This is a genomic window from Staphylococcus roterodami (genome assembly GCA_022493055.1).
Classification (GTDB): domain Bacteria; phylum Bacillota; class Bacilli; order Staphylococcales; family Staphylococcaceae; genus Staphylococcus; species Staphylococcus singaporensis.
In genome coordinates this window covers 1,122,752-1,141,991 of sequence record CP092781.1, presented here as the reverse complement: position 1 = coordinate 1,141,991, position 19,240 = coordinate 1,122,752, and the positions used below count along the sequence as shown (strand labels likewise).

Here is a 19,240-nt window from a genome sequence, read left to right as displayed (position 1 = left end):
AAAAATGATATCGATTCAATTCTCACAAATCTATAAATTTATAATAGTTGAATTTCAGTTGATGTGTGTCTTAATTTGATAAATATGTTTAAATTGCTTTTTAAAAATTCATTTAAAAACAGTGAATTCTATCTCAATTAAATAAAATTCACTGTAACTCCTTCATTACTATGATACATCTCATTTTTAACTTTAATAAACAGTTAGTCTCTATAAAACAGCATTCACTAATCAATGACTTCTATTTGATTAAAACGATAATAAATGCCATCTGGACCTTGCAAATTTAAATGGGTTGTTTCTGGATAATGAAAATCTACGATTGCTAAACCGTATGTTTCAAAATTTTCAATACGTTTAGTTGCAGAGACCCAATCGTTCATAGCTAAATGTTGATAATATCCATTAGACGCTAGAAACAACGAATAATCATCCATAATTGCTGATTCTTTCAACCCAAAATAATTAAGATAATAATCTTTAACATCTGTTATGTGGATTGTTTTTATATGCAATGCTCCAATAATTGCCTCATCAGGAATTCCTACCCATAGTGTTTTGGTTGCATGACTAACTAACCTCGGGACATTTAACGGTCTTATGTCTACTTTTACCAATTCATTTTCTCTTATCCATTGTTCCTCATCTTTATCCACGTAAAATTTAAAGCCATTTCCTTCAGGGTCTTCGAAAAATAATGACAACGATGCAGGTTGAATTCCCCCATTAACCGGAATATCATATTCACTTAAATGTATTAATAAATCGGCTAAGTCACTAATTTCAGGAAGTTTAATTGCTATATGAAAAAGACCAGCTTCAGACATTAAAGGTTCACGTCCATCTTGCACTTCAACTAATGTTATCACATGATTAGATTGCCCAATTTCATATTGTATCGACGTCAATGTTTCATTTATAATGTTTAATCCTAATACGTCCTCATAAAATGGCTTTAATTCATTCTTATCTCTCACATTTAAAGTGATACCATTTACAAAGTTTGCGTTACTGTTATGATACATTCAATTAACTCCTATCAAATTCAATATCTGTGCTTACTTTTACTTAAAATTATCGCGAACATAATTGAGAATAGCAACTATAACGCATTTATAAACCTCAGAGAATTTGTACCATTCCTGAATAATTTTTATTTTAGTAAATCACACATTTTTTTACACTTATAACCAGTAACTCAGTCATTTTTTTATTCACAAAAAAACTCTCTTCATCATGTCAACAAAAACTGCTACATTTTTATGAAGAGAGTTTTAATTTATATTATACTAACGAACTAATAGGTCATTTTAAATTATACAAGTGATTTTACTACTTCTTGACAACGTGGACATAGATGCGTTAATTCTCCAACAGCACCTAAATCCTCTGAATAGTTCCAACATCTTTCACATTTTTCGCCTTCTGCATGTTCAATGACAATGTCGCCATACTCGTATGTTGTTCCTTGATCTAATTTATCAACGACGTTCACTTGCGATACGATAAATAGTTGATGTAACGCATCAAATGAAGATAAGAATTCTGAAGCATTAAATTTATCGTTGCTTGCAATTGTAACTTTAGCTTCTAATGATTTACCGATAACTTTTTCATTACGTGCAGTTTCTAATGCACGGTTAACATCATCACGTAAATTCATAAATGTACGCCATTTATCTAATAAAGCTTGATCTACTTCAACAACTTCTGGCATATCAGCTAAGTGAACACTTTCTTCTTTTACATGAGGGGTATGTGACCAAACTTCTTCTGCTGTATGCACTAAAATCGGTGCTAACAACTTCGTCATATCTACTAAAATTTGGTATAACACAGTTTGCATACTACGGCGAATATGCGAATCACGTTGTTCGATATATAAGATATCTTTACCATAATCTAAGTAGAAGTTACTTAACTCAACATTGATAAAGTTTTGAACTTCTTGATAAATGTTTAAGTAGTCAAAGTTTTCATAGTTGTTAATAGTACTTGCAGTAAACTCGCGTAAACGATTTAACAAATAACGATCAACTTCTAATAATTCAGACTCTGGAACACTATCAGTTTCAGGATTGAAATCATTGATATTACCTAACATAAATCTTAAAGTATTTCTAATTTTACGATAAACATCAGATGTTTGTTTTAAAATATCATCAGAAATTCTAACGTCAGCTAAATAGTCAGTACTACTTACCCAAAGTCTGGCAATATCTGCACCTTTTTGTTTAACTACTTGATCAGGAACGATAACATTTCCTAGTGATTTACTCATTTTCTTACCTTCTCCATCCATTACAAATCCATGTGAAAGTAAGAATTTATAAGGAGAAACACCTCTCGTAGCAACAGCAGTTGTGATTGATGAGTTAAACCAACCACGATATTGGTCACTACCTTCTAAGTACATATCTGCCGGGAAGCTTAATTCAGGTCTCGTTTCTAATACACCGCGATGTGATGAACCTGAATCGAACCAAACATCCATGATGTCTGTTTCTTTAGTAAATGTGCCGTTAGGGCTACCAGGATGTGTAAATCCTTCTGGTAACAAATCTTTAGCTTCTCTTTCAAACCAAATATTTGAACCGTGTTCAGCAAATAAATCAGCAACATGATTCACTGTTTCTTTAGTCATAATAATATCGCCGTTTTCAGCATAGAATACTGGTAAAGGTACTCCCCAAACACGTTGACGTGAAATAACCCATTCGCCACGGTCACGTACCATATTATAAATACGTGTTTTACCCCAATTTACTTTGAAGTTTGTGTTTTCGATTGCATCTAAAATATCTTTTCTAACTTTACTAATTGATGCAAACCATTGAGGTGTTGCACGGAAAATAACCGGCTTTTTCGTTCTCCAGTCATGTGGGTAACTATGTGTAATAAAGTCTAATTTTAATAAAGCACCTTTTTCAGTTAATAAATCCGTAACGGCTTTATTTGCTTTATCATAAAACATACCTTCAAATTGTCCACCTTCTTCAGTGAAGACACCTTTATCATCAATTGGACTAATAACAGGCAATTCATATTTTTGACCTACAATATAGTCATCTTCCCCGTGACCTGGTGCTGTATGTACACAACCTGTACCAGCATCTGTAGTAACATGTTCACCATTAATTACTAATGATTCTCTATCTAAGAATGGATGTTGTGCTACAACATACTCTAATTCTTTTCCTGAAAATTCTTTTTCTAATTTGATTGAATCTTTATCCCAGCCTAATGCTTCTGCTACGGCATCAGATAACGCTTCTGCTACGATGTATTTTTGACCATCAACATTATATTGACCGTATTTTAATTCCGGATGTACAGTAATTGCAACATTAGATGGAATGGTCCAAGGTGTTGTTGTCCAAATAATAAATTTAGCATCTGAATCTACTACACCTTTGTCATCTTTCACATCAAATGCAACATAGATTGATGCAGAACGTTTATCATGATATTCAATTTCAGCTTCTGCTAATGAAGATTCACTTGATGGAGACCAGTATACTGGCTTTTTACCTTTATAGATTAGGCCTTTATCAGCCATTTCACCGAAAATACGAATTTGTGCAGCTTCATATTCAGGTTTTAATGTAATGTATGGATCATTAAAGTCCCCACGAACACCTAAACGTCTAAAGTCTTTTTTCTGTAATTCAATTTGCTCTAAAGCAAACTCCTTACATTTTTCACGGAACTCGGCTGTTGACATCTTTTTACGATCAATACCTTTTTTCGTTAAAGCTTGTTCAATTGGCAAACCATGTGTATCCCAACCTGGTACATAAGGTGCGTAAAATCCTTGCATAGTTTTATAACGTACAATAAAGTCTTTTAAAATTTTGTTCAAGGCATGTCCCATATGCAAGTTACCATTCGCGTATGGAGGTCCATCATGTAAAATAAATGTTTCTTTTCCTTTATTTTTTTCTAACGCTTTGTGGTATTGATCTTCTGCATCCCATTTTTCTTGGATTTGTGGTTCTTTATTAGGTAAACCACCTCGCATTGGGAAATCTGTTTTAGGCATTAATAACGTTTCTTTGTAATCCATTTTGTTCACTCCTTAAAAAATTAAAAAACTCTAAGTTAAATTAAAAGGGACGATTGTCTCGCGGTACCACCCTTATTAACTCAACTTAGAGTTCTCTCATTACAATATTTAAATAATAAAAAGTCAGTGATATAACATACATGCTTTTACTAGGCTCTCACCGTTACCTAATTCGCTGTGAAAAGTTTAATGTATATTACGCGTCTGTCTTTAATTAATTACTTTTTTGTTGTTTCTGAATCATTAGAATCTTCTTGTGAATTACTTTCTGAAGAACTTGAATCACTATTTTGTGCATTTTCTGCTGCTTGTGCTTCATCCGGTTTTAAATCATTTTCATGTAAATGATGGATGTTTTCAAGTGTCACTTGTTCTGCATCTAAATCATAATTCAATAAATAATCCCAATCTTCATTCTTTAATAAGTCTAATTGTGCTTCAACTAGCATACGAAAACGAGATCTAAACACTTTAGATTGGCGTTTCATATCTTCAGTTTGGAAAGCTAAGCGACGTGCTTTTTCAACTGCATCTCCAACCATTTGATCAGCTTGAGCTTGTGCTCTAGCAATAATTGCTTCAGCTTGCTTCTCTGCAGCTTGCTTTGTTTCTTCACCAGCTTTTTGAGCTTGCACTAAAGCATCACTTACAGATTGGTGTACCTCTTGATAAGACTTAATATTAGTATCTCTCTCTTCAACTACTTTTTCAAGTTGTTTTTTATCTTCTTTAAGACGTTCAATTTCTGTGCTTAGTTGCTCTAAAAAGTTAGCAACTTCAGTTGGTTCTAAACCATTCTTTACACGTGTAAACTCTTTATTCTTAATTTCATTTGGTGTAAAAGGCATTTGTAATCCTCCTTAAATCATTACTATTTGAATAATGTTCTATAGGTAATGTGCGTTTTATCTTTTTTAGTTTTACCACCTAAGTCAGTAATGTGTGCTCTACCAAATCCTTGGATGGAAATTAAATCATTTGCTTGTAATTGAAAATCGGCTGAATCCACAATTGTATGGTTCACTTTAACACGCTTTTTATCGATTAATTGTTTCGCAATCGTGCGTGATTTTCGTATCATTTCTTTAATAACAACATCTAATCTTAAAGAACTAATTGTTGCACTTTCAATTTTCCAATTCTCATTAGATTGTATCATATCTGTTAGTGGAATAGTATTAAGTTTAACTGATGCGCCTTTAATACGTTGTAATTCTAACATAATAAATGATTCCAATCTACTTGTCAAAACAAATTGAATGTCTTCAGCTACAATAATATCTCCTACTTGTTCACGTTCGATACCTAACGACATCAAAGTTCCTAAAATATGTTGGTGCTTTAAAGTTACAAATTTTTCAGGATAATCGACCTCAATTAAAGTTAGTTCAAAGTCACTTTCTTTCGGATCAAAATAACTCGGTGAAATAATCGCTCTTTTTCTTTCGGCAAAAGGACCACCATTAAATGAAACTTTCAAATCATCATAGCTACCACTTATTACTTCTAATATATATTGACCTCTCGGATCTAAAAAATGAGTTAAAACTGGCGCGTAATGTTGCTCTGCTTGTGCACATTTATCCGTTAATATGTCAATCAACTCATATTCTTCCTGTCTAAAGTGTTGATAAATATCTATGTTAATCACTACCTTAAATAAATTTGTGCAGTATCGTAAATTGCACTAAATGTTACAAAAATACATATCAAAAACGAGGCTTAAGTATCAAATACCCTTGCCTCGTTATCTCGCACAATCTATTGTAATTGCATTAGAATCCAATTAAAGATTTGAAGTAATCCTTTTTGGAATAATACTAAAACGATAATTGCTGCGATTGATGATATATCGATAATTCCAATAGGTGGAATTATTTTTCTAAATGGTTGTAAAAAAGGCTCATATATCTTCGCTAAAAAATATCCAACCTTTGTTTCTCTAATACTTGGAACCCAAGATGTAAAGAAATAAATAATCATGCCGAAATAATAAATTTCAACAACAAAAAGGATAAATTTAAATATTGTAGCTAGCAAATTTATATCCATATGTTAACTCCTTAGTCGAATGAATGTTCCATATTTTCAATATGGTCTGTAATGCTTCCAGCTACTTCCACATTATCAGGTGTACATAAGAAAATATCAGTACCTACACGTTGGATGTCTCCACCAATCGCATATACTGTACCACTTAAAAAGTCAATAATTCTTTTCGCTGATACTTTATCAATGCGTTGTAGATTTACAAGAGTTGCACGACGATTTTTAAGTTCATCAGCGATATCTTGTGTGTCTGAAAATACACGCGGTTCGAATAAACACATTTTTGAGCTTTCTTGAGATGCATTGTTTGGTGTAGCATTGTTCATAGTTACAACATTACGTGAATTATTATTTGAATAATTAGGCATACGAGAATTCCTTTCTTCTGACGTTGTTGTATATCTTGATGCAGATTTTTGAGGGACTGATTTGATTGCGTTTTGTTTTGTTGTTTTCTGTGACTGCTCTTTTGGTGGCGCTTCATTTACCTGTTGTTGTTTTTCAGGCACTTCTACTTCCTCTTCATCATCTATTACAAAAAATCCACTAAATAAATCTTTTAAAGCCAAGTGGCTCACTCCTCTTCTCCTACAAGTTTAGTCCCAATTCTAACAAACGTGGCACCTTCTTCAACTGCAATAAGATAATCATTACTCATTCCCATTGATAATTCATTGCAAGGCGCATAATCTAAATTGAGTCGTTGTATTTGTTCTTTTTTTAAGCGTAAATTCTTAAATAACGATTTAATATATGCAACATCGTCTGTCAATGGAGCCATCGTCATTAAACCTACAATTTCAATTTTGTCATATTCTTTAAGATCATGAATAAACTGATCTACATCTTCTAAATCAATACCATGTTTAGAAGCTTCACCCGAAACGTTCACTTGCAAGAAACATTTAATTTTATGTTCTGCACGTTTATTAATTTCTTTGGCTAAGCTCAATCGATCTAAAGCATGAAAATAATCAACGTCATTTATGACATCTTTAACTTTTCGAGATTGTAATGATCCAATAAAATGTATTATTGCATCTTTTGGTAGAGCCTCTTTCTTTTGGAAAAAGCCTTCCAATCTATTCTCTCCAAAGTGTCTTATTCCAGCCTCATATGCTTCTTTAGCTCGCTCTATTGTAACATATTTTGTGACTGCAATCACGTTTGGTTTTGTTGAAAAATTATTTTTTTCAATTTTGTCATTAATTTGTGTTGCAATTTGTTGTAAGTTTTCTTCTACGCGCAAGCCTAATTCCTCCTTATTGCTTCTGTTGTCCAATAAATGCTAACATGCGCCCTGTTTGTCCTTTTTCCACTCTATAAGAGAAAAACAAGTTTAAATGCTCTGATGTAGCATAAGTTGTTGTGTAAATATTTTCATTGGGAACACCATAATAAGATAATAATTCAGCATTTGCTTTTTTTAAATCGATTCCGTGACGGTCTTGTCCTCTTGTTTCAATATAATTTGAACTATTAATTGGTAGTGTTTCAAATTTATTCTTAATATCATCATTAATCTCATAACTCGAAGAAGTAGCTGGACCTATAACTACATATAAATCTTCCAAGTCAAAATCTACTTGATTAAGTACTTCTTTTACAATTTCAGTATATGTGCCACGCCAACCCGCATGAGCTAGTGCTATAAAATGATGTTTCGGACTATAAAAATATACTGGGACACAGTCCGCATAACACATTGTTAATAATACATCATAATCGTATGTGTACATAGCATCAATTCCATGAAGCTGGTTTGTTAATACATCAATATTCGTTCCTCGATCATCTTTAGTTATGTGTGCGACTTTATTTTCATGAGTTTGTATTGGAAATACCCATTCATCTCTATCAAATCCAATTTCTTTAGCAAGTTGAATTTGATGTTGTGTAATATTGTTAGCATTATCCTCAATATAACGTGCCATATTAAACGCGTTTTCTGGATATTTACTCAATCCATTTGCTCTTGTAGTAATACCCAAAGTAATGCCCTGTTGTAATAATTCTTCAAATATTAAATGATGCGGTTGTGTTTTAAATTTATCATTCAATCGATTGTCACCATCATTTCATAAAATTATTTTCGTCTAACTGCGTAAAGTTTAATAATTATATATTATAACATTTATGTTTAAAATTAAATTGTTGTGCCATTAATATTTCATCTTAAGATTAAAATTCCAAACTTTTTAAAGGTACAATGAACTCCTTACATAACACGTCATTATTCATTAAAAAGTAGTAAAAAAATCATCAGATAACATATCTGATGATTTGTGTTGAATTATTTTGTGTATATATATCAATTAACGTCTAGTTCTTCTAGAACGTCTTTCTTCTCTATTTCTAATGAAGCTAGGAATATCATCTTCTTTAGTTGTATGTGATCTTTCACTTACACTTTCAGACGCTTGCGCATTTGAAGAATTTGAAGTAAATGAATCTTCTTTAGAAGTAGAACTATTTGAACTACTTACACTAGTTCCAAATCCAGTACTACCTGATTTACGACCATGTGAAGTTGGTTTGTCATCAAAGCCAGTTGCGATAACCGTAACTACAATTTCATCTTGTAATTCAGGATTGATTACTGTACCAAAGATCATATTTACATCTTCATCAGCAGCATCTTGAACGATGTCGGCAGCTTCTTGTGCTTCGAATAATGATAATGACTCGCCACCAGTAATGTTCATAAGCACACCTTGTGCACCAACGATAGATGTTTCAAGTAATGGAGAAGAAATTGCTTTTTTAGCAGCTTCTACTGCTCTGTTTTCACCAGATGATACACCGATACCCATTAATGCTGAGCCTTGGTTAGACATGATTGTCTTAACATCTGCAAAGTCTAAGTTAACTTCACCAGAAACAGCGATTAAATCTGAAATACCTTGTACACCTTGGCGTAACACATTGTCAGCCTCTTTAAATGCTTCCATCATTGGTGTAGATTTGTCAACGATGTCTAATAAACGATCGTTTGGAATTACGATTAATGTATCAACAGCAGCTTTCATAGCTTCTACTCCAGCAGCAGCTTGAGTTTGACGTTTACGTCCTTCAAAGCTAAATGGGCGAGTTACAACACCAACTGTTAATGCACCCATTTCTTTTGCAATTTTAGCTACAACTGGAGCCGCACCAGTACCAGTTCCGCCACCCATACCAGAAGTGACGAATACCATATCTGCACCTTGAATTGCATCTTCAATTTGTTCACGAGATTCTTCAGCAGCTTTTTTACCAATTTCAGGGTTAGCACCTGCACCTAAACCACGTGTTAATTTCTCACCGATTTGGATTTTAGATTCAGCTTTAGATAAGTTTAAAGCTTGACCGTCTGTGTTGATAGCGATAAATTCAACATTATTCATTCCGTGGTCAATCATTCGGTTTACAGCGTTATTACCGCCACCACCTACACCAATGACCTTTAAAGTCGCTAAATGATTAAATCCTTGTTCAAATTCTAACATTTAAATTTCCTCCTAGTTTTATTGGCCAATAATCATTCAAATAGAGATTTCATTAGTTTTTTGAATTTACTTTCTTCTTTATCTTTGTCTTGAACATGTTCATGATTCTGTTTATGTTCCTGATGATTATCTTCTGATTGATAAATTTCTTCATCTGTTGATTCTACTTCATTTTCATGAGTACCTTTTTTGTTCGTTTTACGTTTAAACCAATCAAATCCGCCTAATTTAGATTCGTTATCTTTGTCTTTCACATCAATAACATCTTCTTCAGTTTCTTCATTATCATGATAATTAATTGTAACATAATCTAATAACTCATCAAAAGCGATACTACTAGAAATTGTAGAAATTGCTGAAGAAAATTCAGGTTTTCTAATTCCCATTTGAGATGGCGTATGAATTCTAACTTTTTCACTCACCATATCAGATAATAATTCTTTTACACCAAGTAAATTTGCTGACCCACCAGTAACTATAAATCCACCATTTACTTTAGTTAATCCTAATTCTTGTAAAACGTCAAAAACTTCAAAAAATATTTCTTCTACACGTGCTTCAATAAAGTCACTTAAGTCTTTTTGAGTATATTGCACTGTTTCATCACTATCAACCTGTTCAACAGTGAATATATCTTGATCTGAAGCAGAATCATAAAATGCATGACCGTATTGATGTTTAACCTTTTCAGCTGTTTCATAAGATGTATTTAACCCTTGTGCAATATCATCTGTAATATCGCGTCCAGCCATTTCAATCGAATCAGCATCGACTAATTCACCACGTTCATAAAAAGCAACTTGCGTAACATCTTCACCAATATCAATTACACATGCACCTAACTCTTTTTCAGTAGCTGTTAGGATTGAACCATAGTTATACGCGTCAGAATAAACATCTAATACATCTACACCACATGCTTCAACACATTTAATCATATTAATTAAAATTGATTTTTGAATAGCAATTACGCCTGCTTCAACCTTTAATGAATGTCTGGCAATTAATTCTTTAGGGTCTGAAACCTCATTTTCTTTATCGACTATAAAACGTATAGGGAACACATTTATTACTTCTGTTTCTTGCACATCGTTCTTTTCTCTAATACCTTCTAAAACTTTTTCGATATGTGAACCGTTGATTTCTGTATCCTCATAAAAGTCGATTTCATTTGATTCATCATAAACTTCCGTTCCAATGATAGGTAATTTCAGGAAAACTTCTTTAATATCTACACCCGAAGCGATTGATGCCTTTTTAATTGTGTCTTTGATTGCTTGACGCGCAATATCAAAATCATCAATTAAACCATTTTTTATACCGCTCGTGTAGGTTTGTCCTGTACCTATCACATTTATACCATTGTGAAATTTCTCGCCTACTATTGTTTTTACGCTTGATGATCCAATATCAATACTTACGTAGTAATGTTCTTCCATAGATAGGCACCTCCTGACAAATTACTATTAAAAAATACACTATCTTTAGTTTACAATACGTTGAATGGCTTGTGAACTATAAACATAGACAATATCAAAATTTTTTAATTATTCTTACTTGATTGATTGTTAATTTTGTTTAAAACGCTTTGTAATTCTTCTTTTGCTTGATTTTCCTCTTGAGATGATTTAGTCACATTTTTATCGCTTTCTGATTGATTTGATGTATTACCTCGATAAGGAATGAACGATGCGCCTACAGATAAATCTATGTAACCGCGTGTTTTTAATTTACCAGAACTATCTCTTGATAACGATTGTGACATTTGTGGATAATATTTCATTTTATCAGCAATCGTTGAAATGTCACCGACAACTTGAAGACCATCAGTAGTATATAATTCTATTCTACTTTGCTTATTTTTACTTGGTGCATAGCTAACCTCTGCAATATAACGCCTTACTTCTGGTTTCATATCAGACAATGCTTTAATCATATCATTTTCTTTTGTTCCACTAAAGCCATCCATTACAGGAGCATCATTAATTTTGACATCATTTGAATCTTTAAGCAATTTCCCGTTTTCTAATAAAGGTAAATATTTACCTTTATATTTTACTAAAGCGATAATTTCATTTTCTGTTATGTCTACATTTAACGTATTTGGCAATTTCTTTTGTATATCAACATTTTTAATTAATGGGTCTTCTTCAAGATCATTGATTGCATTTTTCTTACTAAATGTATACATCCTCGAATCACTTTTTACATTTAAAATTTTATTAATTTTCGAGGTGCTAACATGATTATTGCCATTTATATTTACATGCGCAATTTTACTAAGTGGTGAAAACATATAAATTAAAATAACTGCAATTAATAATACTAAAATAGTTATAATGCTATATTGAATTCTCTTCTGTCTTTTACGTCTTAACTTCCGCTTTTCCTCAAGTGTTAAAGGCTTAAGTTGGGTAACTTTACTCTTACGTTTCCCCTTGTCATCGTTTAATTCACTAACATCAACTTTGTCTTTCGAATTAACGTCGTCATTTTGATGATTTTCATCGTTTAAGTTTTCGTCGTTAGAGCTAACTCCATTATCAACAGAATCATTTGATCGCACATTTTCTTGATTCGAGTTATAAACTTGATTAATCGAGTTTGAACTCCTACCATGATCAGCATCACCGTCACTTATGTGCTCATGCGACTGATTATTTTCACTATTATCATTGTTATCTTTTTTAAAATCTTTATTGATTAAATATATGTCCTCATCAAATTCTGCTTGTTGCGATGTATCTTTTGCATTTTGGTCAAATAATCGTGTAGCTTCAGACCTTTTTCTTTGTCTTCTTTTCTTAGATGTATTTCTAGTAAATAGTTCTAATTCATCTTTATCTTCATTTGGCTCTTGCTGATCATTCTTCGTTTTATCATCCATCAATACTCACACCCTTTAATAAGATGGTAAATGGGCACGGAATCTTTCAATAAATTTATCGCCACGCTCTTCAAAAGTACTATATTGATCCCAACTTGCACAAGCTGGAGATAACAAAACTACATCATTCGGTTCAATAATATCTTGTACTTTATCAACAGCATCTTCGACGTTGTTTGCTTCAATGACCGATTTCCCTTGACTATTACCTAGTTTAGCAAACTTATCTTTTGTTTGTCCGAATACAACCATTACGCGAACATTTTCCATGTAAGGAATAAGTTCATCAAATTCATTACCTCTATCTAACCCACCACATAACCAAATGATTGGTTGATTAAAAGAGTTCAAAGCAAATTGTGTTGCAAGTGTATTAGTAGCTTTTGAGTCATTATAATACTTATTTGTTCTGTTTGTACCAATGTACTGTAATCGATGTTCTATTCCTGAAAAAGTAGTCAAACTATCAATAATCGCCTTGATAGGCACTCCTGCTAAAATACAAGCAAGTACAGCAGCTAGAATATTTTCTAAGTTATGTTCTCCTGGTAATACTAAATCGTCCGTATTTATAATTCGAATTCCTTTATATACGATAAAGCCATCTTTGATATAAATACCATCAACTTCTTGTTGCGTTGAAAAATATAACGTTTTAGCTTTTAAATCTTCTGATTCTATAACTTGTCTTTGATGATAATTACAAATTAAATAATCATCCTTAGTTTGATTTTTATAAATTTGTTTTTTAGCATTTTGATAATTTTCCAAATTCTCATGGTAATCTAAATGAGCTGAGTAAATGTTAGTAATAATGGCGATATGTGGTCTATATTTTTCAATTCCTAGTAATTGAAATGATGACAGTTCAGTAATTAAATAGTCTGATGGTTTTACTTCTTGCGCAACTTTTGATGCTACATATCCAATATTTCCTGAAAGTCTACCTGTTAAGCGACTTTTTTTAAACATATCTCCTATAAGAGATGTAACTGTTGTTTTACCATTAGTACCTGTCACTGCTATGATTGGTGCTTCAGAAATTAAATAACTCAATTCTACTTCAGTTAATATTTTCAAATTCCTTTTCACAGCTTCATCAATAATAGACACGGTATATGGTATACCAGGATTTTTAACAACTATTGGATCATTGTCTAGTAATGATATTGGATGGCTACCACTAACGACCTTAATTCCCATTGATTCTAAATCTTTAGCATGCGCATCTTGTGACAAATCTTTACCATCATTTACCGTTACATTCGCACCCAACTTACTTAATAATTTAGCTGCCTCGTATCCACTTTTTGCAAGTCCTACTACTAATACATTTTCATTTTCCAAGCCCTTATAATTGAGCATATTAATGCACTCCAATCCATAATCCGATTAAACCTGAAATTAAACCTACAGTCCAAAATACTGTAACAACTTTCCATTCACTCCAACCAATCAACTCAAAATGATGATGAATTGGGCTCATTTTAAATATACGTTTTCCAGTAAGCTTAAAGCTGGCTACTTGTAACATTACCGATAAAGTTTCTATCACAAATACAAGTCCTATAAAAATTAAGGATAACTCTTGATTTAACATGATTGAAATTGTAGCAAAAATACCACCTAATGCTAAACTTCCCGTATCACCCATAAACACTTTTGCTGGATTAATGTTATATGGTAAAAACCCTAAAAGTGCAAATAACATAATAATACAGAAAATACCTATTGCTGTTTCACCTAATACAAAACTCATAATTGCATACATTGTGAAACCAATAATTGATAAGCCAGTAGCTAGTCCGTCTAATCCATCAGTTAAATTTACCGCATTAGAAAACCCAACTTGCCAAAATACTATAAATACAACATAAGCAAACGATAGTGGAATTGCTATATTTGTAAATGGAATATGTATATTTGTTGAAAAACTCACCAAATGAAATACATTACTTAAAACAAAGAAAATAATCGCTATTCCAATTTGCGCTAAAAATTTCTGTTTGCTTGTTAAACCTTGGTTATTCTTTTTAACAACAATGATGTAATCATCGATAAAACCAATTAATCCAAATCCAATTGTTACAAATAACAATAATAAAATAGGATTTGAGTCATTAACAAAAATAATTGCAATTAATGACGTTATCACAATACTTAATAAAAATGTTAGCCCACCCATAGTTGGTGTTCCTGTTTTTTTCATGTGGCTTTGTGGACCTTCTTCACGGATACTTTGTCCGAATTTCATCCTTTTTAGTGTAGGTATTAATACAGGTACTAAAACAAAAGTGATGACTAGCGCTAAAAACGCATATACAAAAATCATAATTATCTCCTCTTCTTAATCCAGACTTTTTTAATCATTAATATATTATCAATTTTTCAATTTAATAAACAAAGTTGTTATCATTTTTTAAATATTTATATCATCACGGTATAAGAGGCCAGTATAAAAAGTTTGTTTATAACAAACAAGTTAACCTGACCTCGTCTACCCTAAAATTCTCTATCAACGCTAAATAATAAAGATTAAATGAAGATGTTTATGCTTGCCTAACCATTGCTAAATCAAAATTTAATAGTGACAAGTGATCTTTATTTAATGCCGCAATTTACCTTATTCCGACTTATCTTTGTCAGATTTACTGTCAGATTTATTTGTATCATCTGATTTCGAATCAGAATTATTAGTTGAATTGCTGTCTACATTCTCTGATGAAAATTCTACGTCTATTTTGTCTTTTTCAGTAAGTTTTTGACCTTTTGTAATTGATTGATGAGACACGAAACCACTACCTTTTAAATTCACTTTAATATTTGTTAAGTTTTCAAAGGCAATAACATCTTCTTTCGTCCAACCTGTCATATCAGGCATTGTCACGTCACCATCAGTTAATAGCAACACTTTACTATGTGGTAACACTTTATTTCCTGCTTTTACTGATTGTGCTTTAATTTGTGATCCTGAACCGATTGTAACTGGTTCTAATGATTTTGCACTCACATTATCAATAGCTTTTTGTTTTTCTTGCCCTTCAACATCAGGCACTTTACTAAACTCAGCATTAGAAGTATCGTCTTTCGATTTACCTACATTTAAATATTTTAAAGTATTTTCCATGATAGGTTTAAATGCTTTACTTACACCTAATTCATAAGCTTCTTGATCATTTTTCTGAGCTAAACTCATACCAGCATACACTATTACTTTAGGGTTTTTCTTAGGCGCATCACCCATAAAGCTTACAAAGTATGGGTTTGGACCTTTAACATAACCGCCACCATTTGGAGCAGCTACTTGAGCTGTACCAGTCTTACCTTCAATATCATAACCTTCTATACGATAGTTTGCAGCATGACTTTTCTTACTATTAACAACCAAGTCTAACTGTTTTTCTACCTTTTCAGCAGTATCTTTCGTAATTGGTTTGCCGGCGATTTGTTTTTCACCTTTGTAAAATTGCTTTTTGCTAACTGGATTTTCAACGCTGTTCACAAACCATGGTTTTAACATATTACCATTATTAAAGAATGCAGATTGAGCTTGCAACATTTGTGCTGGCGTTACAGTTGTCGACTGTCCAAATGATGATGTTTTTTGTTGTAATTCATTGCTCCAACCAATTTGTCCTGGCGCTTCTCCATCAAACATTCCTTTAGTTGATTTTCCAAAACCAAAACGTTCATACCATGACTTCATTTTGTCTGCACCAACTAAATCTTGCAAATGCATCATTAAAGTATTTGATGAATAAGTGAATCCAAGTGACATTGGGATTTCTCCCCAACCAACTCTATTCCAGTCAGATATACGAGACCCCATTATGTCTCTATGTCCTGATTTGTATTTTTTATTTGGATCAAATGCGCCTTCTTGAATAGCAGCAGCTAATCCAAATGATTTGAATGTTGATCCAGGTTCATATGTGTTTTGATATAAGTCATTAGCCCATTTTTTACCAAAATCTTTCCCAGTTTCAGGATTAAAAGTTGGTCGTTGACTATAGGCTAGTATCTCACCGGTTTTAGCATCCATAACAACTGCAAACAAATCTTTTGGACGATATCTTTCAACCATGCCATCAAGCGCTTCTTCAACAAACACTTGTATATTTGAATCAATAGTTAAATGAACATCGTCGCCACGTTTTGGTTGTTTTTCTTTCTTAGTATTTGGTGCAATATAACCCCAAATATCATGAATATATCTTAACGAACCTTTTGAACCACTTAAGTAACTATCAAAAATCTTTTCAACACCAAGTGCACCTTTAAGTTCACCAGTGTCCGGATTCTTTTGAGCCATACCAATTAAGTGTGATGCAAAGTTACCATTCGGATAAAATCGCTCTGTTTCAGGAAGTAAAGAAATACCCGGCATATTCATTTTCTCAATTTTCAATTTATCCTGATATGTTAAATTAGTACCTTTACGACCGAACTCGATTTGAAAAACTTTCTTTTGACTAAGTCTTTTTTCAATTTCTTCTGGTTTCATATCAATGACTGTAGACAATTTCTTAGCTGTTTCTTTTTTATCAACTACATGCCTTGGCTTCTTAGAATTGGCACTAGCCTTTTTATCTACAACAGCTACAAGTTTATATCTTTCTACATCTTCTGCTAGCACTTTACCATTACGATCATATATCTTACCTCGTTCTGGTTGTTGTGCATTTTTAACTAAATACTTTTCGTTTGCCTTCATGACTAAATCTTGACCATTAGAGTGGCCAGTAATCATGATATATGAAATTCTTAAAACCAATATAAAAAAGAGCAGTCCGAATAAACCAACAAGTAGGACTGCCCCTATTTTATTTTTTTTAATTTTAATTTTTTGCTTCGCCATTACTACGCACTACCTTTACATTATCGTTCTCAAGGCTCATCCCCTGTTTCTTAGCCTTTTCGTATATGCGTTCATAAGAAGAATTCTTTTTGATTTCAGATTGTAAAGCACTGTTTTCACTTGATTGTTTATCTATTTTATAATCTAAATCTGCAATCTTTCCTCGCGTATCATACGCATCCATTTTTAAAGATAGCATATAAATACTTAACATAGCAATTACAGTAATCAAAGTTATGTATAAAACTTTTTCAAATTTAGTTAATTGTACAACCACTTTTCTCGAAACAGTTTTCTTTTCGGGTTTAGTTTGTGGTTGTTGCTTCGGTATACTAGTATAAACTTGTTCGTCATATGGTTGATACACTTTTTCTACAGCCATGATAAATTGCTCCTTATTTAAGTATTTCAGCTACACGTAATTTCGCGCTACGTGCTCTATTATTGTCATCTAAATCTTCTTCTGTTGCGGTAATCGGTTTACGATTAACTCGCTTTAACTTAGGTGTATATTCTTCTGGTATCACCGGTAATCCTCTTGGTACTTCAGGACCCTTTTCGTATTCTTGGAAAACTTGTTTACATAAACGATCTTCCAATGAATGGAATGTGATAACCGATATCCTGCCATTTACATTCACTAATTCAATCGCTTGTTCAATTGAATCTTCAAAGGCTGATAATTCATCGTTAACTGCAATTCGCAATGCTTGAAAAACACGTTTTGCAGGATGACCACCTTTCCTTCTCGCTTTAGCAGGAATTCCTTCTTTTATTATGTCAACTAATTCTAGTGTTGTTGTTATTGGTTGTTGTTCACGATGTGCTTCGATTCTTCTAGCTATCTGTTTTGAAAATTTTTCTTCGCCATAACGATAAAATATTTTCACTAAAGCTTCATATGACCAATTATTTACGATGTCATAAGCCGTTAGTTCTTGAGTTTGATCCATACGCATATCTAACGTTGCATCATGATGATAGCTGAATCCTCGCTCAGGAATATCTAATTGTGGGCTCGAAACACCCAAGTCGTAGTATATTCCGTCTACTTTTTCAATGTTTAAGTCATTTAAAATGTTAGTTAATTCACGAAAGTTACTATGCACGAAAGTCACTTTATGCAAATGATCTTTCAGTACTTCTTTAGCATTATCAATAGCCGTTTGATCTTGGTCAATTGCTATTAATCTACCTTCGTCATTTAATAGATTTAGTAAATAAAGGGCATGTCCCGCTCCACCTAGCGTACAGTCAATGTACACACCATTTTCTTTTACATTTAAATAATCAATGGTTTCGTTTAACATAACGCTGATATGATGAAACACTTCAATTCCTCCATTTTAAAAATCAAAATCTATTAAATCTTCAGCAATATCTTCGAAACTTTCTTCAGATTCTTCATAAAAATCATTCCAAGTCTCTCTGTCCCAAATCTCAATACGATTTGATACACCGATTACTGTACATTCTTTAGTTAAATTAGCGTATTTCCTCAAATTTTGTGGGATATTAATACGCCCTTGTTTATCAAGTTCAACTTCAACAGCACCAGAGAAGAACATACGCATAAACTTACGTGCGTCTTTTTTTGTCATAGGTAAGGTTTTCATTTTCTCTTCAATCTGTTGCCATTCGTCTAAAGTGTAACCGAATAAACATTTATCAAGGCCTCTTGTGATAATAAAACGCTCATTTAAATCATAACGAAACTTGGACGGTATAATCATACGTCCTTTTGTATCCAATTGATGATCGTATTCTCCCATGAACATTTTTTATCACCTCACCTTATATATAATTTACCACATCTCCCCACTATCCACCACTATTTATACAAAATTTGTGAAATTTATTTTAAAAAACAAAAAAATGCCCGATTTATCAAA

General features: G+C 32.5%; 17 protein-coding genes. All 17 read right to left on the bottom strand.

The window, feature by feature from the left end; translation table 11 throughout:
* Positions 1–227 precede the first annotated feature (227 nt).
* Positions 228–1,025, bottom strand: coding sequence for a VOC family protein (locus tag ML436_05660; protein ID UMT79215.1), 798 nt, complete (start codon positions 1,023–1,025; stop codon positions 228–230).
* Positions 1,026–1,315: 290 nt separating this feature from the next.
* Positions 1,316–4,066 (bottom strand): isoleucine--tRNA ligase, encoded by a 2,751-nt coding sequence (gene ileS, locus ML436_05655; protein ID UMT79214.1) that lies wholly within the window; start codon positions 4,064–4,066, stop codon positions 1,316–1,318.
* Positions 4,067–4,284: 218 nt separating this feature from the next.
* Positions 4,285–4,914, bottom strand: a complete 630-nt coding sequence (locus tag ML436_05650; protein ID UMT79213.1) for a DivIVA domain-containing protein — start codon at positions 4,912–4,914, stop codon at positions 4,285–4,287.
* 23 nt (positions 4,915–4,937) lie between these two features.
* The gene (locus tag ML436_05645) at positions 4,938–5,717 is read right to left on the bottom strand and encodes an RNA-binding protein (GenBank protein ID UMT79212.1); all 780 of its coding nucleotides are present in this window, start codon (positions 5,715–5,717) and stop codon (positions 4,938–4,940) included.
* Between the two features lie 110 nt (positions 5,718–5,827).
* Positions 5,828–6,118: a YggT family protein gene (locus tag ML436_05640; GenBank protein ID UMT79211.1), complete on the bottom strand. Its 291-nt coding sequence runs from the start codon at positions 6,116–6,118 to the stop codon at positions 5,828–5,830.
* An 11-nt stretch (positions 6,119–6,129) separates the two neighbouring features.
* Complete coding sequence (locus tag ML436_05635; GenBank protein ID UMT79210.1) at positions 6,130–6,693, bottom strand: cell division protein SepF; 564 nt, start codon at positions 6,691–6,693, stop codon at positions 6,130–6,132.
* Positions 6,690–7,364: a YggS family pyridoxal phosphate-dependent enzyme gene (locus ML436_05630; GenBank protein UMT79209.1), complete on the bottom strand. Its 675-nt coding sequence runs from the start codon at positions 7,362–7,364 to the stop codon at positions 6,690–6,692. Before ML436_05630 ends, ML436_05635 begins: the two co-directional genes overlap by 4 nt.
* A gap of 13 nt (positions 7,365–7,377) precedes the next feature.
* The gene (pgeF, locus tag ML436_05625) at positions 7,378–8,175 is read right to left on the bottom strand and encodes a peptidoglycan editing factor PgeF (protein UMT79208.1); all 798 of its coding nucleotides are present in this window, start codon (positions 8,173–8,175) and stop codon (positions 7,378–7,380) included.
* A 255-nt stretch (positions 8,176–8,430) separates the two neighbouring features.
* The gene (gene ftsZ / locus ML436_05620; GenBank protein ID UMT79207.1) at positions 8,431–9,603 is read right to left on the bottom strand and encodes a cell division protein FtsZ; all 1,173 of its coding nucleotides are present in this window, start codon (positions 9,601–9,603) and stop codon (positions 8,431–8,433) included.
* Between the two features lie 32 nt (positions 9,604–9,635).
* Positions 9,636–11,042 carry a cell division protein FtsA gene (ftsA, locus tag ML436_05615; protein UMT79206.1) on the bottom strand — a complete coding sequence of 469 codons (1,407 nt, stop codon included), beginning with the start codon at positions 11,040–11,042 and terminating at the stop codon, positions 9,636–9,638.
* 104 nt (positions 11,043–11,146) lie between these two features.
* Complete coding sequence (locus ML436_05610) at positions 11,147–12,490, bottom strand: cell division protein FtsQ/DivIB (protein UMT79205.1); 1,344 nt, start codon at positions 12,488–12,490, stop codon at positions 11,147–11,149.
* A gap of 15 nt (positions 12,491–12,505) precedes the next feature.
* The gene (gene murD / locus ML436_05605) at positions 12,506–13,855 is read right to left on the bottom strand and encodes a UDP-N-acetylmuramoyl-L-alanine--D-glutamate ligase (protein ID UMT79204.1); all 1,350 of its coding nucleotides are present in this window, start codon (positions 13,853–13,855) and stop codon (positions 12,506–12,508) included.
* 1 nt (position 13,856) lies between these two features.
* The gene (mraY, locus tag ML436_05600; protein UMT79203.1) at positions 13,857–14,822 is read right to left on the bottom strand and encodes a phospho-N-acetylmuramoyl-pentapeptide-transferase; all 966 of its coding nucleotides are present in this window, start codon (positions 14,820–14,822) and stop codon (positions 13,857–13,859) included.
* A gap of 291 nt (positions 14,823–15,113) precedes the next feature.
* Positions 15,114–17,348, bottom strand: a complete 2,235-nt coding sequence (locus ML436_05595; protein ID UMT79202.1) for a penicillin-binding protein — start codon at positions 17,346–17,348, stop codon at positions 15,114–15,116.
* Positions 17,329–17,730, bottom strand: coding sequence for a cell division protein FtsL (gene ftsL, locus ML436_05590; protein ID UMT79201.1), 402 nt, complete (start codon positions 17,728–17,730; stop codon positions 17,329–17,331). The genes ML436_05595 and ftsL overlap by 20 nt, the downstream gene beginning before the upstream one ends.
* Positions 17,731–17,743: 13 nt before the next feature.
* Complete coding sequence (rsmH, locus tag ML436_05585) at positions 17,744–18,658, bottom strand: 16S rRNA (cytosine(1402)-N(4))-methyltransferase RsmH (GenBank protein UMT79490.1); 915 nt, start codon at positions 18,656–18,658, stop codon at positions 17,744–17,746.
* 36 nt (positions 18,659–18,694) lie between these two features.
* The gene (mraZ, locus tag ML436_05580; GenBank protein UMT79200.1) at positions 18,695–19,126 is read right to left on the bottom strand and encodes a division/cell wall cluster transcriptional repressor MraZ; all 432 of its coding nucleotides are present in this window, start codon (positions 19,124–19,126) and stop codon (positions 18,695–18,697) included.
* Positions 19,127–19,240: the final 114 nt, after the last annotated feature.

Bases quoted from the DNA above. Each gene is read 5' to 3' on its own strand.
- ML436_05660 (UMT79215.1), bottom strand. From the start codon at position 1,025: ATGTATCATAACAGTAACGCAAACTTTGTAAATGGTATCACTTTAAAT.
- ileS (UMT79214.1), bottom strand. From the start codon at position 4,066: ATGGATTACAAAGAAACGTTATTAATGCCTAAAACAGATTTCCCAATG.
- ML436_05650 (UMT79213.1), bottom strand. From the start codon at position 4,914: ATGCCTTTTACACCAAATGAAATTAAGAATAAAGAGTTTACACGTGTA.
- ML436_05640 (UMT79211.1), bottom strand. From the start codon at position 6,118: ATGGATATAAATTTGCTAGCTACAATATTTAAATTTATCCTTTTTGTT.
- ftsZ (UMT79207.1), bottom strand. From the start codon at position 9,603: ATGTTAGAATTTGAACAAGGATTTAATCATTTAGCGACTTTAAAGGTC.
- ftsA (UMT79206.1), bottom strand. From the start codon at position 11,042: ATGGAAGAACATTACTACGTAAGTATTGATATTGGATCATCAAGCGTA.
- ML436_05610 (UMT79205.1), bottom strand. From the start codon at position 12,490: ATGGATGATAAAACGAAGAATGATCAGCAAGAGCCAAATGAAGATAAA.
- murD (UMT79204.1), bottom strand. From the start codon at position 13,855: ATGCTCAATTATAAGGGCTTGGAAAATGAAAATGTATTAGTAGTAGGA.
- mraY (UMT79203.1), bottom strand. From the start codon at position 14,822: ATGATTTTTGTATATGCGTTTTTAGCGCTAGTCATCACTTTTGTTTTA.
- ML436_05595 (UMT79202.1), bottom strand. From the start codon at position 17,348: ATGGCGAAGCAAAAAATTAAAATTAAAAAAAATAAAATAGGGGCAGTC.
- ftsL (UMT79201.1), bottom strand. From the start codon at position 17,730: ATGGCTGTAGAAAAAGTGTATCAACCATATGACGAACAAGTTTATACT.
- rsmH (UMT79490.1), bottom strand. From the start codon at position 18,658: ATGTTAAACGAAACCATTGATTATTTAAATGTAAAAGAAAATGGTGTG.
- mraZ (UMT79200.1), bottom strand. From the start codon at position 19,126: ATGTTCATGGGAGAATACGATCATCAATTGGATACAAAAGGACGTATG.